The organism is Solibacillus cecembensis (assembly GCF_050272495.1).
Classification (GTDB): domain Bacteria; phylum Bacillota; class Bacilli; order Bacillales_A; family Planococcaceae; genus Solibacillus; species Solibacillus cecembensis.
In genome coordinates, this window is record NZ_JBNNMF010000001.1 from 145489 (window position 1) to 159391 (window position 13903).

The 13903-nt window shown below is 36.6% G+C and carries 23 protein-coding genes; 2 read left to right on the plus strand and 21 right to left on the minus strand.

What is annotated here, in order from left to right:
* Positions 1–181: 181 nt before the first annotated feature.
* The 14 genes from gpG to ACQKIH_RS00800 all read right to left on the minus strand — a co-directional run bounded on the left by gpG (position 182) and on the right by ACQKIH_RS00800 (position 8879).
* On the minus strand, positions 182–499 hold the full coding sequence (gene gpG / locus ACQKIH_RS00735) for a phage tail assembly chaperone G (RefSeq protein ID WP_427762879.1): 318 nt from the start codon (positions 497–499) through the stop codon (positions 182–184).
* 139 nt (positions 500–638) lie between these two features.
* Entirely contained in the window at positions 639–1220 is a 582-nt protein-coding gene (locus tag ACQKIH_RS00740) for a major tail protein (RefSeq protein ID WP_427762880.1), read from the minus strand.
* Between the two features lie 16 nt (positions 1221–1236).
* Positions 1237–1581 (minus strand): hypothetical protein, encoded by a 345-nt coding sequence (locus ACQKIH_RS00745; RefSeq protein ID WP_427762881.1) that lies wholly within the window; start codon positions 1579–1581, stop codon positions 1237–1239.
* On the minus strand, positions 1578–1997 hold the full coding sequence (locus ACQKIH_RS00750) for an HK97-gp10 family putative phage morphogenesis protein (RefSeq protein WP_427762882.1): 420 nt from the start codon (positions 1995–1997) through the stop codon (positions 1578–1580). The genes ACQKIH_RS00745 and ACQKIH_RS00750 overlap by 4 nt, the downstream gene beginning before the upstream one ends.
* On the minus strand, positions 1998–2363 hold the full coding sequence (locus tag ACQKIH_RS00755; RefSeq protein WP_427762884.1) for a phage head closure protein: 366 nt from the start codon (positions 2361–2363) through the stop codon (positions 1998–2000).
* The gene (locus tag ACQKIH_RS00760) at positions 2344–2670 is read right to left on the minus strand and encodes a head-tail connector protein (protein WP_427762886.1); all 327 of its coding nucleotides are present in this window, start codon (positions 2668–2670) and stop codon (positions 2344–2346) included. Before ACQKIH_RS00760 ends, ACQKIH_RS00755 begins: the two co-directional genes overlap by 20 nt.
* Positions 2671–2676: 6 nt before the next feature.
* Positions 2677–2901, minus strand: a complete 225-nt coding sequence (locus ACQKIH_RS00765) for a hypothetical protein (protein ID WP_427762887.1) — start codon at positions 2899–2901, stop codon at positions 2677–2679.
* 67 nt (positions 2902–2968) lie between these two features.
* Positions 2969–4216, minus strand: coding sequence for a phage major capsid protein (locus ACQKIH_RS00770; protein WP_427762888.1), 1248 nt, complete (start codon positions 4214–4216; stop codon positions 2969–2971).
* 17 nt (positions 4217–4233) lie between these two features.
* Positions 4234–4950 (minus strand): head maturation protease, ClpP-related, encoded by a 717-nt coding sequence (locus ACQKIH_RS00775; RefSeq protein ID WP_427763114.1) that lies wholly within the window; start codon positions 4948–4950, stop codon positions 4234–4236.
* Positions 4951–4975: 25 nt separating this feature from the next.
* Positions 4976–6202 (minus strand): phage portal protein, encoded by a 1227-nt coding sequence (locus ACQKIH_RS00780; RefSeq protein ID WP_427762889.1) that lies wholly within the window; start codon positions 6200–6202, stop codon positions 4976–4978.
* Positions 6203–6217: 15 nt separating this feature from the next.
* Entirely contained in the window at positions 6218–7939 is a 1722-nt protein-coding gene (locus ACQKIH_RS00785; protein WP_427763116.1) for a terminase large subunit, read from the minus strand.
* A complete protein-coding gene (locus tag ACQKIH_RS00790; protein ID WP_427762890.1) occupies positions 7920–8261 on the minus strand; it encodes a P27 family phage terminase small subunit in 342 nt (113 codons plus the stop codon). The genes ACQKIH_RS00785 and ACQKIH_RS00790 overlap by 20 nt, the downstream gene beginning before the upstream one ends.
* Before the next feature lie 76 nt (positions 8262–8337).
* Positions 8338–8670 (minus strand): HNH endonuclease, encoded by a 333-nt coding sequence (locus ACQKIH_RS00795; RefSeq protein WP_427762891.1) that lies wholly within the window; start codon positions 8668–8670, stop codon positions 8338–8340.
* Positions 8671–8672: 2 nt separating this feature from the next.
* Entirely contained in the window at positions 8673–8879 is a 207-nt protein-coding gene (locus ACQKIH_RS00800; RefSeq protein WP_427762892.1) for a hypothetical protein, read from the minus strand.
* A 172-nt stretch (positions 8880–9051) separates the two neighbouring features.
* On the opposite strand from ACQKIH_RS00800, the gene ACQKIH_RS00805 reads away from it, so the two are divergent.
* Positions 9052–9183 (plus strand): hypothetical protein, encoded by a 132-nt coding sequence (locus ACQKIH_RS00805; protein ID WP_427762893.1) that lies wholly within the window; start codon positions 9052–9054, stop codon positions 9181–9183.
* A 319-nt stretch (positions 9184–9502) separates the two neighbouring features.
* Here the strand turns inward: ACQKIH_RS00805 and ACQKIH_RS00810 are convergent, their stop codons facing one another.
* The 4 genes from ACQKIH_RS00810 to ACQKIH_RS00825 form a co-directional block, all read right to left on the minus strand.
* A complete protein-coding gene (locus ACQKIH_RS00810; protein WP_427762894.1) occupies positions 9503–9736 on the minus strand; it encodes a DNA-binding protein in 234 nt (77 codons plus the stop codon).
* 228 nt (positions 9737–9964) lie between these two features.
* Positions 9965–10111 (minus strand): hypothetical protein, encoded by a 147-nt coding sequence (locus tag ACQKIH_RS00815; protein ID WP_427762896.1) that lies wholly within the window; start codon positions 10109–10111, stop codon positions 9965–9967.
* Between the two features lie 168 nt (positions 10112–10279).
* The gene (locus ACQKIH_RS00820; protein ID WP_427762898.1) at positions 10280–10474 is read right to left on the minus strand and encodes a hypothetical protein; all 195 of its coding nucleotides are present in this window, start codon (positions 10472–10474) and stop codon (positions 10280–10282) included.
* A 171-nt stretch (positions 10475–10645) separates the two neighbouring features.
* Positions 10646–11560, minus strand: a complete 915-nt coding sequence (locus tag ACQKIH_RS00825) for a transglutaminase domain-containing protein (RefSeq protein ID WP_427762899.1) — start codon at positions 11558–11560, stop codon at positions 10646–10648.
* A 515-nt stretch (positions 11561–12075) separates the two neighbouring features.
* Here ACQKIH_RS00825 and ACQKIH_RS00830 point away from each other — a divergent pair.
* A complete protein-coding gene (locus ACQKIH_RS00830; RefSeq protein ID WP_427762901.1) occupies positions 12076–12609 on the plus strand; it encodes a hypothetical protein in 534 nt (177 codons plus the stop codon).
* A 135-nt stretch (positions 12610–12744) separates the two neighbouring features.
* Here ACQKIH_RS00830 and ACQKIH_RS00835 read toward each other — a convergent pair whose 3' ends face one another.
* From ACQKIH_RS00835 to ACQKIH_RS00845, 3 genes are all read right to left on the minus strand, one after another.
* Complete coding sequence (locus tag ACQKIH_RS00835) at positions 12745–13167, minus strand: transcriptional regulator (RefSeq protein ID WP_427762902.1); 423 nt, start codon at positions 13165–13167, stop codon at positions 12745–12747.
* Between the two features lie 21 nt (positions 13168–13188).
* Positions 13189–13476 (minus strand): hypothetical protein, encoded by a 288-nt coding sequence (locus ACQKIH_RS00840; RefSeq protein ID WP_427762903.1) that lies wholly within the window; start codon positions 13474–13476, stop codon positions 13189–13191.
* 122 nt (positions 13477–13598) lie between these two features.
* Complete coding sequence (locus tag ACQKIH_RS00845; RefSeq protein ID WP_427763118.1) at positions 13599–13901, minus strand: MazG-like family protein; 303 nt, start codon at positions 13899–13901, stop codon at positions 13599–13601.
* Between the last annotated feature and the right edge of the window lie 2 nt (positions 13902–13903).

Sequence of the window (13903 nt, forward strand, 5' to 3'; positions counted from 1 at the left end):
TATCCACAAAAAAATCACAACCACGAAATATCGTCGGCTGTGACTTCTTCTATAAATTCATCTTCATTTCCAAGTTCGTACCAAAAGTGAATATCTATTGCATCGATTTCGTGCAATTTGTACCCATTCTTTAATAGCGACCTGTACATATTTTTAATCGCTTGATATGGCGTTAAATTACTTACTTTCCCTCGTTTTCAGCTCCATTTAAAGCGTAGCCGCCAAGTCCTAAAATTTTATTGAACACGCGCATTAATTCTCCTTGGAAATCTTCTAACGCCGTACTATCCCATAATTGATCTAAAGTGAATTGGTGGTTAAACGCCTTCACAACGATTTCTGCTAAGTCATCTAATTGTTGCGTCGCGGTATACGTACCTTCTTCTTTTTTTTGTGCTGTGTCTTCGTTCAACTTCAACGCGTCACGCAATAATCGAGCTGATACAAAATCGTTTACAAACGTTTTATCGTTACCTTCAATTTTCAATGTAATTTGCATAATTCATCTATCCTTTTCGTTAATTACTCAATTTAATATAAAAATAAAAGGCCTTCCACAATTATTCTGTGGAGGACCTTCTTTTTACTGGATTATAAAATCGACACCAATTTCAGCCGCCCCTATCGGTTGGGGCTCATTAGGGAGTAGGAGGCTTTAGCGTAGCTTTTGTAACTGTTGCAAAGAATGTTTCTGCTGTTGCCACCACTCCTGTGTCGCGTGTATCAACTGTGTGTTTAATGTTACCGTCAATTAAAGGCAAAGCCTCACCACTGAAAGGATAAATTTTATAATTCGTTTCACCTTTTTTTCGAGTAGCTGCCGATTCTTCGCCTGGTTTTAATTTTGATTTAAAGAACCAAGTTAATTTTGAGCCCGATTCAAAGCCAATCGCAATCGCATTTGGTGAATCGTTTGAGTTTGTAATAATACCGCCCTCTGCCGACATTTTATGACCATACCAATCAACTAAAACTTCTGTTGGTAAATCCGCCGTTTCACCTGCTATCGTAATCGAGTCAAGTTGAGCTTCCGAATCTACCACACGATCTCCTGCATCTAATGAAGCTTCCGAAAAGTTTGGTGTAAGCGTTAAAGAAATCGGCATTGTTAATGTTTTAACATCGCCCCAATTTTCCGCTTGTTCATCCGTCATTAATGCATAATGAATCCGTTTCAAACTAATTTTCTGTGGTTTTTCGTTTACTGTTGTCGCTGCCATTTACATGACCTCCTTATTAATATTCATCAAAAAAGGCGAACTGCAACACTTTGTTAAAGTGCGAGTCGCCGTCTGATTTTGGGTTATCATATTCTAATGTTCTTTCGTAATCTGCTGATTCTAATAACTTTTTTACGTCTTCCACAAGCTGATAATAGTTGCCTTTTGACCATACATTAACCTGTATCAGCCTTTTGGTTTCAAATTCTCGGTCAGCTGCTTCTAACGCTGCGGAAGAAGTAACTTCTAAGAATGTAATGTACTGATTCGGTATATTAGATCCTGTTGGAACCGAATTAAATAACACAGGTAATTTCGTTGAAACTAATGCAGTAACGACATGTTCAACAATATCAATCATAGGTTTTTCACCTTCTTGATTTCGTCAATCATAACTTGTGTCGCTTCAGCTTTACTCTTAGCGAAAGCACGGGAAAAGAACGGGTTAGGTGCTGTTGCGCCCCATGTGACAAGTTGGCGCTTTCCATTTTTTAATGCGTATTTATTACCTGCTGAACGTCCACCCTCCACAATATGAGCATGGTACGCTCCGCCTGAGTGGATTTTTACTTCTCCTTCTTTAGCCCGTTTAATTTTGATGTTCTTTTTCAACGAATGTTCGTCTAGTGCTCCGTCATCTTGTGGCGCTTCTTCAATTGCCGCTTTTTTCACGACTTCTGCTGCTTTATTCAAAATCTTGTTTTCCTCGGCTTCTTCTATCGGTAATCGCACTAAACTTTGCAATATAGCCTCTAAGCCCCTCATATCAAGATCCATTTACAACACTTCTTTCAAAATAATTGTTAACCACTGATTAAGCTCATCATCATTTATTGGTGGAGAATCCATTTCGTACATTGTGCCACCGACTAATTCTCCCTCTACCATTTTTCCACCTATATTAATTCGCATTCCAGCGTGTACATCTTCACGATACCTGATTCCTAAAATCTTTTTTCCGTGCCATTGCGTAGCATCTGAATTAAATACCCGATAACCTTTTTGAGTTTTAACCTCGGCCCAAACTCGCTTATAAGGTGTCCAATCTTTAGATGGCCAACCATTGATAATTTCCCCTGGTGGATTAAAAAAAGTCACACGTTTATTCATGCGACCAGAATTGTTATTGTGTTGATAATTCATCGGGATTCACCCACTTTAACTGCAAAATTATCGTTTGTAATCCGTATGGAATAACCTCTCCACTTTTACCAGCGCTATAAACAATGCGGTTCTCATAATAATGAGTAGCAAGCATGTGGACGGCTAATCTATGTTGCGAAAAAACGTCATTGCCCTCCACAGATTTATGGTAGTAGTCAGATGGTTGTTTTACTCCGGCATTAGCCAAATATAAAATTGCTGATTGCAAAAATAAAGATAGGGACGAATTTTCATCATCCCCATCAATGCGCAAGTAATCTTTTAAATCATCTAAAAGTATATTCACAGGTTATCACCCTCCTGATGTTTCGAGAGCTTCTAAACGTGCGATGATATCGTTGTACTGTGTTTCCGTACCGAAGCCATCTTTACCATTTGCTCCTGTAGTACCTTTTCCGGCAACTCCTGGGTCACCTTTAGGACCAACAACGCCCTCAATTAATTCCGCGAAATCAGCTCCTGTTGGTTCTTTACCAGTAGCAAACATTGCTTTTAATTCATCTTTCGTTTTAGCCATTTGAAATTAATCCTCCTATCCAATAATAAAATCCGAACCAATTGTCATTTGCCCAATTGTGGGCTGATTAGGGCGTTTTTACTTCCGCAATACGGAATGCTGAAGCTAATTTAATTTGGTGATCTAACCATGCAGTAACTACAAATTGCTCAACACCTGTTTTGATGTCTTTAGCGCGATCAAATAATTCATTTAAATCATAATTAAAGTGAGAGTAATTAAAGTCTCCTACAATTGGTTCCGTTGCACTATCGATGAAAATAGTTGGAATACCTAAAATTTGTTCTGGTTGTGCGGCATACAAAGATGCATTTCCATTTGCTAATTCTTTAATCATTTTAAGGTAGTCTACTCTAGACATAGCTACCTTTGCATTTTCGCGATAATCTTCATGTAAATCCGCATACGCGTTAATGATAGAATCGTATTTAGATTCGCCTTCAATACGCTTTAAAGCTGTTGGACCTGTACGATAGAAACTCATGTGTTCCTCGCCTGCTTTTGGCGTTTTCGCAAATGCTACTTTCTTTTCTTTTGCTGCCACACCTGACTTCAATGCATTTTCAACATGACCTACAAGTTCCGTGTCAGTGCCATTTAAAACTGTTTCCGACACACCTGCAAATACTTTAAATTTAAAGCGACCAAAAGAAACTGTATCACCTGTTAATTTAAGTTCTTTCGCCGTTTCTTTGTCAGCAATGAAGTCATCATCATCTAATGTATAGCTAAGTTTTGGAATTTCTAAGTTTGTAATGCGTGTAACTGCTGAATTGCCGCGCAATGGATTCGTCGCTAATGGTTCCATGATGATTTCATTTGATACTGTTTTAGGCAAGAACTTTCCACCACCAGTACTTGAATCATCGCCTAGAACAGCTCGTACTTCCGTAGAAACAGGTTTATTCAACATAGCTGAACGGATCAGCTCTGCTTTAGCAGCTGTAACTTTTTGCTGTGGATTATCAATACCACCTAATGTTGCGTTTTTAGCAGCTTGTTGTTGAGCGAACTTCGCTTGTTGTTCCGCTTCTAATTCATCGTGTTGTTGTTTAATTACGTTAAAGCGCGCTTGTAAATCTTCTTTCGATTTTTGTTGCACTTGAATATCTTCAATCGATGCAGATGGGTCGATCGCTTTTGCTGAAAGGTCACCCTCTACTTTTTTTAATTGTTGACCAATCGTCGCCATTGCTTGCTTTAATTCGTAAAGTGTTTTATCGCCAAAAAATTGTAAATCTTTTAAAGGTAATACTAATTTAATTGCATTTTTGTGCTCTAATGCTTTTAATAGTTGTTTAGTTTGTGTTTTCATGATTTTTCCCCTTTATATTAAAGTATTGTATTTAAATAAGTTAGATTCGCCTCTGAATCTGCAAGGATACGTTCTCGTAAAGCTTTTTCTTCCGCACTCATTACTGGTGAAGATGGCTTTGATTGTACAAGTTGTTGTGGTACATTTTTGTATTGTTTGATTAATCTTTCGTCAATGCAAGCCGCCGCTTGATTGAAATCATCAATCGCATCGCAAAGCCCATAATTAAAAGCCTCTTCAGCAGATAGCCATGTTTCGGCATCTAAAAGAGACTTTAGTGTGTCACTATTTAGTTTATCTCCTGCCTTATCTAAGTAAGATTGGATTACAGACTCGTTAATGCGCTCGATATCATCCGCAGCTTTACGAAGCTGTTCCGCATTACCACTCGCCCACGTCCAAGCGTTGTGGACCATCATTAAACTATTGGATGCCATTCGAATTTCATCCGCAAACATGGCAATTACAGATGCGATTGATGCGGCTAAGGCATCGACGTGAGCAATTACTCTAGCTTTATGACGTTTCAACATGTTACCAATAGCTAAACCTTCAAAAACACTACCTCCTGGGCTATTAATGTATACATTGATGGTTTCTACATCATCACCCAATGCGTCAAGCTCGCTTTTGAAAGTAATTGAAGAAACCTCTCCAAGTTCTTCCCACGCCCACTTTGTAATCTCTCCGTAAATGAAAATATCCGCTGTTTTACCATCAGTTGATGCCTTCATTTGAAAAAACTTTTGTAATTGTTTTTTAGTCACTTTTCTCACCTCCTCCCACAGTTGAAGTAGTAGTGGACTTACGCTCTGCAATAGGTAAATCGATTGGATATAAATCTCCACTGATCCATAATTGATTTGCCATTTCTGACTTATCTGGCGGCAAATCTTCAAATTGTCTAACCTCATTTGGCTTCATACCAGCCGAACGTAACATCATTTGATAAAACGCAGTACGTGCAGCTGTATCGCCACGTAAGAGAGCACCGAGGTTAAACTTAAAGTACATTCCATACTTTCTGTCGTCTTTCGTGAGCAACTTACGGTTAAATTCATGCTCGTATTGACGTACAATCGGCGATAGTGTCATTTGTACAAAGCGAATCATCTCTTGTTCATTGCTACCAAAAGTACCGCCGCCTGTTTCATTCAAAAAACTAACTGGTACATTAAATACGTTAGCTACGCGAGAACGTGTAATTTTTTCGGAAGATAACGTATCGGATGCAAAGTATTCCTTTTTTAATTTATCAATCTCTACGCCAGGCTCTTTAAATAAAATACCGCCATTTTCTTTATAAAAACGTCGGAAATCACCTATAATTTGATCGCGCGTATCGTTGCTAACATTCGCTGCGTAACTCAAAATAAACGATTCTTTCTTCTCCATTTCGGAAAGTGAGAAATCTTGAACTGCTTTATCATACTTAATTGTATTTGCTAGAACTTTTATTGGACTAAGACCATTCCATCTATTAGGACCGCGAATGTGCTTAACATGAATCATATCCATGTTGTGGACGTACATATTTTTGGATTCGCCACGCACTTCGTACCACAGCGAGCCATCATCACGGTCAATAAATTCAGTAACACATGACGGATCCAGTGGAATGATTTCGCTCGGTTGCATACGCACGTCACGTAAAATAACCGCATACCCGTTACCACTTTCATTACGACTGACTTCTAATGCGTTGATAAAGTCAAATGAGCTCATGTTTTGGTTCGGTTCATTAATCAGAACATCTGCCGCTTGATTGACGATTACATCATAATTTTGATGCAATTTAATCGGTAAAGTGGATAAAGTGTTGGATAAACGCGTAATCACACTAAAAATTGTTTCGTTTGTAGCTAATTGACTGTTATCGATTCCCCAAAAGGTTCGCCCTGACCAATCACTAAAGTCATAACCTTTCCCTTTCCAACTCGCGTAAGCCATGTAAACTGCTTGTTTTGTACGTTGCCATAATTTCAATTTTTCACCTCCTCGTTATAAATCCTTTAGTGAAATAAACGCTATATCTCCATTACCTACAATTGAAGTGAATTTCTTCATAATTTCTACATGAGCATTTAAAAAAGCCGCGAATCCATCGATTTTTCGATAGCGCGACTGCTTAGTAGGCATTTTATTTTTATTTCTGTCTTCCACAAGAACGACATTGTTGGTGTACCAACGGAATAATCGGTTATTATTGAAAATTACATTCCCATCAATAAAGCGTTCTTTCGCATCATCTAATGCGGGACCGAGTGTAATGAAACCTTGACGAACTACTTCTGTTTTAAATCCATATCCTTGTAACATTTCAACTAATCCAAACGCTTTCGCTGGATCGTACATAATTTTTTCAATCGGATATTTTTTGGACTGTTCAACGTACCAATCGAATACATATTCTTTTTTGACGTATTCTCCTGGAACGATGGTTAATAGACCTTCCTCTTGCAAGCTGTAATAATCAATTTTTTCGTTATCGCTATCAACCTTAGCTTGCGGTACCCAAGTATGGCCAAGTAAAACAATCTCGCCAGTCTTTGGAATTGCCCATTCAAGATAAGCTGACGTATGGTCCTCACTGTCGGAAAGGTCAAAGCCCCCCACAGCTGATGAAGTGGCAGTGGAATAGTCAATCGTTTTATCGTTGCGCTTTAATACCTCGTAATCCAAAAATGAAGCCTCGTTACTGCTCTCGAATTTGTTAAAACGCTTCGTGATAAAGTCATTTCGCTCAGATGGTGTACGTTTGGCCTTCTCCCAATCTTCAATCATATCCGCTAATTTAATCGAAACTCCCATGTTCGGATTTGCTTTAACCCACATTTCAGGGATATCGAATTCCTCTACACTGTCTAGTTCGGCAATGTAGTAAAAAGTTCTGTCATCCACGATATCGCCGTTTAAAACATCTGCTGATTGCTCGTAATAGTTAACTAACGGACCATCTAATTGATATCCAGCAGTTGTAATATAAATGAGCAAAGGTTGCGTACGACTTTGACGACTGTTCTTAATAACGTTGATTAATTTGTAATCCTTATATTCGTGTATTTCATCAAATACTCCGATGTGCGTATTTAATCCATCAAGCTTTTCCGAATCGGATGCTTGTGGCTCTATTTTGGAAAACGTAGCGTCAAAATGGATAGCATCGCGCAAAGGTCTGAAACGTTTAGCAAGTGCTGGAGAAGATTTAATCATAGCTTTCGCTTCATCAAATAACAGTCTAGCTTGTTTCATACTGTTCGCTAATAGAACAACATCCGCTCCATTTTCCTTATCCTTAGATGCGCCATAAATCGTTGCTCCAGCAATCTTAGTTGTCTTCCCTTGTTTACGTGCAACAAAAATAAGCGCCTCTTTAAAGCGCCTAACACGTGTATCTTTATGGACCCAACCGAAACAACTACCAAGTGTGAAATGTTGCCACGCTTGCATTACTAATTGATTGAATGCCCCTTTAGAGGGTTTGCAAAATTTTTCAATAAATTGAATAGGCCTGTGAGCTAGCTCTTCATCGAAAATCCAAGGGAAATCATCCGCGCCCTGTCGTTTTAAATCGTTCAAATGACGTTTAGACGCTTGTATAACTTTTTTGCATGCTGTTATTTTGCCTTCAACAACTTGATTAGCGTACCAAGTAGCCAACAAAACTGGTGAAGGTTTTACAACAATCAATAAGCCCTCGATTTTAGAAACTGTCGAATCCATCATCAGTATGTCCACCACCCAACTTAAATTCCTTGCGTTGAGCTGGAGTCAAACCTAAAGATTTCAATAAATTATTTAAAGTTTGCACGGCTTTAGTCAATTCAATCGAAAGAGGATTCTTGATAAAGTTAGTTGCTTTTGCTTTATTGGTGTGTTCCATCATCAACGGCATTTTTTTCAATTCAGTTTGCATACGCTTGTAAAATTCATAAGTTTCAACATATAACGCAATTAATTGATCATCAGATGGTTGATAATTATCACCTAAATAACTGCGCAACAACTCATTTGTGACTTTTTCCATAAGGTACCCCCCTTTCATAAACTCTTCCGCGTAGCAAAGGAAGGAGGCAGTCGGTGTAACGCCGTTTGTCCTAAATGTTTAGGTCTAGGGGGGGCTACCATCGTTCCTCGTTCTCTGCTGCACGAATTACCGTAATCTTGTCAGAAAGTTTATTTAGTTTATTTGAATGAATACTATGTTGTTGATTGTGACAAGGATTGCAAAGGCTGCGTAGGTTTTCAATGGTTAATGCAAACTGCATGTCATCTTTAACTTCGATGATGTGATGCACCATGTCCGCTTTGCGAATACGTTTGTTTGATAGGCAATCTTGACATAGATAATTGTCACGGATTAATGCCAATTCACGACAACGTTTCCAATCGGATGAATGATAGAAACGGTCTAGTTCTTTATCACGTTTATGCTTATCGTAGGACTGCTGCAAGGCTAATCGCTACCTTCTATATGTGTTGGTAATTCATCGTCACAATCCTTCTGCAACAAAAGCGATGATAATGGATGTTCAAGTTCGTGTAACCTCATTGCTTCAGATGGCGAATATCCGCAATATTTTTTACATCCATACTTGAAACAAGCATTAGCGCCACCTAACGACATACCAACTAAACTAAATAGTTTGTGCAACCATTTCATTTCCCTCTCACCCTTCCATTCTTCTTTGAATACGTCAGCCCATTTACTCTTTCAAGCCCCTATAGTTCAACTTATATGTCGAACCGTGTTGGAATTTTTGGTATTTTTCCCATTTTATTACCACATCCGGTATGATAGAATTTAAATAAATAATCAGAATAGGAGGAATAATATGAAAAAGAAACTTAGTTTTGCCTTATCTGCTTTGTGTCTTTCTGTATTGTTAATAGGAGCAACAGCTCCATCTGCAAGTGCATCTGGTGGTAAATGCCACGGTCCTTTATATTGCAAAGACCAATTTTGATATTATCTATTTTTTAATAACCAAGTAGAAGGAACAGTCAAAAACTTTTTGGCTGTTTTTTTGTGCATTAATTAATCTTCATTTCCTTCTCACCTTCCCATTCACTTTCTTGTACGTTTGCCGATTCGTACCCATCAACTCACGTAAATCATGTTGCGATAACTATTCTTTTTGTGATTGCTTAAGACGATGAACATCAGGTTTCTTTGCGTTTAATTGCCGTCGTGTATCGTCATCGATTAAATCGTAAATTGTCATGCGCTCACCGCCTTCCACAGATTATTGGGCAAAAGAAAAAGCCACATCGTAATTGATGTGACTAAACATTATTTTTACTATCCATTTCATTTTTACGTTTAACAATATCCTCTTTATAGAAGAGTCGGTCTCTTGGCAAATCTTTAATAGGTGTTAATACACCACGTTTCACGAGGTTGTTCAAATTTTGACGTGAGCATTGTAGAATTTCCAGTGCTTCAGTTGTATTGATAATTTCACTTTGTATATACTCGGTAAGTTTTTCTTTGGAATTGAAAGAGTAGTTTTCAGACATTAGATTTCACCACCTATTGTTTATTGCTTTTTATCATTGTAACAACAGTCGCACCCAATACTACTATTGTTACAACAGTTAAAATAATAATAACAGTCGTCATAATAATCACCTCGATTTTTTTATTATGTTCTATATTCGTTGAATAGCATTTCAAAATCGTTTATATTTAAGTTAGAAGGCTAAGGGTTCGAGCCTTAACCTTCTTTTTTAAAACTTTGTTGGGTGCTACTTCTTTGAGGTAGTGCCTTTTTTCTTTTCTTGCTTTTTGATTTCTTTAGCTTTCTTACTGTTTATCTTCGCTGTTTGGAAGTTAACTAGTGCGATTGCTAAGTTTACGAACGCTGTAAGCGCTACTACTCTTTCAAGTTCCAATTCCTTACCCCCTTTCTATAATTTAATTATAACATTTATGTTTACTCACGTCAATATAAATATGTAATTTATTTCATTAAAAGTAATTATTTTAAACATTAAAAACATCTTCTTCCAATGCATAATAAAAAGCCGCAACTCGTAGTGAGTGCGACTTTTATGTGTTGATTATGAAATATGGAATTTAGTTACGTTAGCTAAATTATATCCCCACATGTGATTGCTACCAGGCTTTACAACTACCTTTTTGTTCTCTATGGTTTCAGCTACCATTTTCACAGCAGTTTCCATATTCAAAGCACTAATATTTGCAACGAAACTATCTTCATCGTTGAAATAATATGTAACTTTAAAATTATTCACCTTACTCACCTCCAATCCACCTACAATTGTAAGCAAATAATTGACGAAAGGACATGATAAAAATCTGATAATAAAAAGCTATACCAATCAGGTACGACTAGTGACTTTCTAAATTAGAATCGTATTATTAATTTGTAAATACAGCTGGTATGTTAATCGCTATAAAATAATCTATTTCTTGGAGCTTTGTTTTGTATTATTTTTCGGAGCTTGAGCCTTCTTTACTTCTTGATAGTTGTAAGGTTTTGCCATGCTATCTTGGAAAGCTACATCAGTTGCTTTGAAGTTTGTATTAAGAGCTTTGTTTCCGTTATTAGCAGTCATTAAAGCAGCACTTTTAATTTTAGCATCTCCTGAATCGTAACGCATTACATCAGAATGATACCAGTTACCACCAACTTTTACAGCATTCCATGCGTGTGCATTACCAGTACTACCAACACCATGTACATAACGAGATTCAATTCCGAATCGTTTGTACAACTCAGCTGCATAGTTAGTGTAACCAGTACATGAGTTACCGATATCATAACCCAAGATAAACTCTTTATCTTCATCAATACCCTTACCATTAGTGATTTGTTGTCCAACAAAATCAACGATAGCATGTACAACTTCTGCATCAGTTTTTAATGAGTAGTTGTCTACAATGTGTTTTTCAGCCTTGTCTAAAATGTTATTCCACTCTTTATCTCGAGCTTCTTCACGGTCATTATAAACATAAATTGTATTCTTATAAAGACCTTTCTTAATTTCTTCTACTCCAATTTGAAGCGTATTACCATAGCTAGTATATCCTTGAATTTTCTCACTAATGTCCATAGAGGTAAAGTAATACATACCTAGCTCTTCTTCGTAATCTTTAGAAGAGTAAACGATTAATTCTTCAGGTCGTGATTCACCTTTATTGAAGTAATCAACAGCAATTTGTTTTAACTGCTCTAATGATTTTAGGTCAGTCTTTTTGTATTCTTGTGTCTGAACTGAAGCTGCTTGAACTGGTTCAGATGATGGTGCTCCAAATAAAAGTGCTGCTGATAAAATTGCGCTTGCACCTAATACTTTAAATGATAAGTTTGTTTTCATTTTAGTTTCCTCTTTTCCAATCCATATACGATAATAATTATTATAGAATATAATGAAATATATGTCATTACAAAAAAATACTACCAATTTAGTAGTCTTTTATGCTTTTTTTATAAATACGCATACAAGTAAACGTGTTTGTTAATTTGCTATTAAAAAAGCCGTAAGCAATCGCCTACGACTTTGATGTAAAACTCGATAATATCAATTTACATTGTTTTATTGTGAACTTCGCTAGTGTAAGGAAGTTCACCAGTATTTTTTAATAAAAATTAGCAAAGGATAGAGTTTACCTCCAGAGGAAATAAGAACACAAGTCGTAGAACTTAGTCGATTTTTGTTATAATATGTAATCTTCCATAAAAATTACCTATTGTTTTTTTATAATTGATATGTTAATATAAAGATACCTCGAGGAAAATTAAGGAAACAATAGAAAAGGTATCTATATTTAACACTAAATGTATAATTAAATAGTTGTAAAAAAGAATAATTATTAAGGGAGTTTTGTAAATATGAAAAAATTAAAAGTACTTACAATGACAGCTGCGTTATCAATAACAGGTCTTGGTTTATTTCCAATAGAAAAAGCTGATGCATCAGAATTAATTAAATCAGAAGCAATTTTAGATGCTTCAGCATTAGATTTTGATACATCAGTTTTAGATTCACAAGTTTTAAATGAATTAGATGATTCAATTTCAACTAGATCAATTTCAGGTTCAGGTTGGCAAACAAAAGGTGGAATAAAGGCAAAAGTTTCTACTGATAAAGATCAATATGGCCTTGGTGAGTCTGTTAAAGTTAAAGCAGAAAGGTCTGGTAGCAGTCCTACAGTTTATTATCGAGTAGATATATATAAACAGGAAGGTTCAATGTGGAATAAAACACCTGATTCTGGAAAAAAGGGTACCTTTTCAAGTGGAGCACATTCTGTGACACTTAAAACTTACGGTCCTGGAATGTATAAAGTCTACTTCAAAGTGTGGGCAGATTCTAGTGAAGAATATTGGATTGGAGATTGGGAAACTAGTTTTAGTTCTCATTAAACACAAAGGGAAACAACATTTTTTTATACAAAAATTCAACGTTACTCTACAAGGAATTATCATCAGGTGCATCCTTACGGGATATCCTCGTGATAATTCCTTTCTTTTTTACTTTTTTTGGTAAGTATACGTTTTTTAAACCCATCCAATCCGTTTAGCTGTCTCATCAATCAAGGCATTCCGTTTCCTCAAGACCTTATTCCTAGACATATATAAACAGTCCGCTATTTCCTCCCACTCATAACAATTATTACCTATATCCCAATAACGCATGTCTACGATTGTCTTAAGATCGTCGTCCAATTCGCTATATAGCTTTTCTATAATGTGTACAATATTTTGCAAATGTTGATAACGTGTATCGTTAGCCAGTATGATTGCCTTATTGCCTGTTGTATCAGAAATCCGATTAGCCTTACCACCGCCTATATTTGTGTCAGCTTTTTGATAAGCATTTAACAATTCCCATTCACGATAACGTAACTGTTTTCTTAAATCATCTAAGCCTGACCAATATTCCTCGATTGCTTTATTTTGTGCTGCTGATAATTTGCTCATTTTGCCCTCCACAGATGATATTTATAGTTGTGCGAGCGCCTTTCTAATTTCACCATTAGAATCATGCACCGATTTTAAATAGGATTCCAAGCCATTGACACTCTTTTTATCTATTAATAGTTCATTCTTCAATATCGATTCTAAAGCCATCAGAATCGTTCGAGAATAACCTTTAAACACCCACCTACTATTTGTTTGCTTTGTAACGCGACTTGTCACACCTTCTAAGCGTTCGATTTGTAAATTCATTGAATCATATTCACTGACGCGAACATTACCTAAATCTATTAAAACTTTTCTCTCTGCCATCGTTATCCCTCCGCAAGTTTATCGTTCATTTTCATATGTCTATAAGGCTCTTCTCGACGTCTTATACTCTTTTAGGTGTATTTGGTAGGGTAATAGATAAAACGGCTAAAATGATGGGTATTTTACGTTAAATCTTCACTCTTCACAAAAACACCATTAACCATCTTTCCAGTACGCCCTTTAATTTCATCGTAAGCTTGATTAACACATTCATGTAAATCCATGCCGTTTTGTTGAGCAAGAATGATTAACGTTACGACTACATCACCAATTCCATCGCGTAGCGCGTCTTTATCATTACGTGCTAATGCAGCTGCTACTTCCCCAACTTCTTCTGTTACTTTTAAAAATTGCTTTCTTGATTTGGCTTTATCCAATCCTTTGTTAATTGACCATTGTTCGATATTTGTGATTAATTCGTTCATAA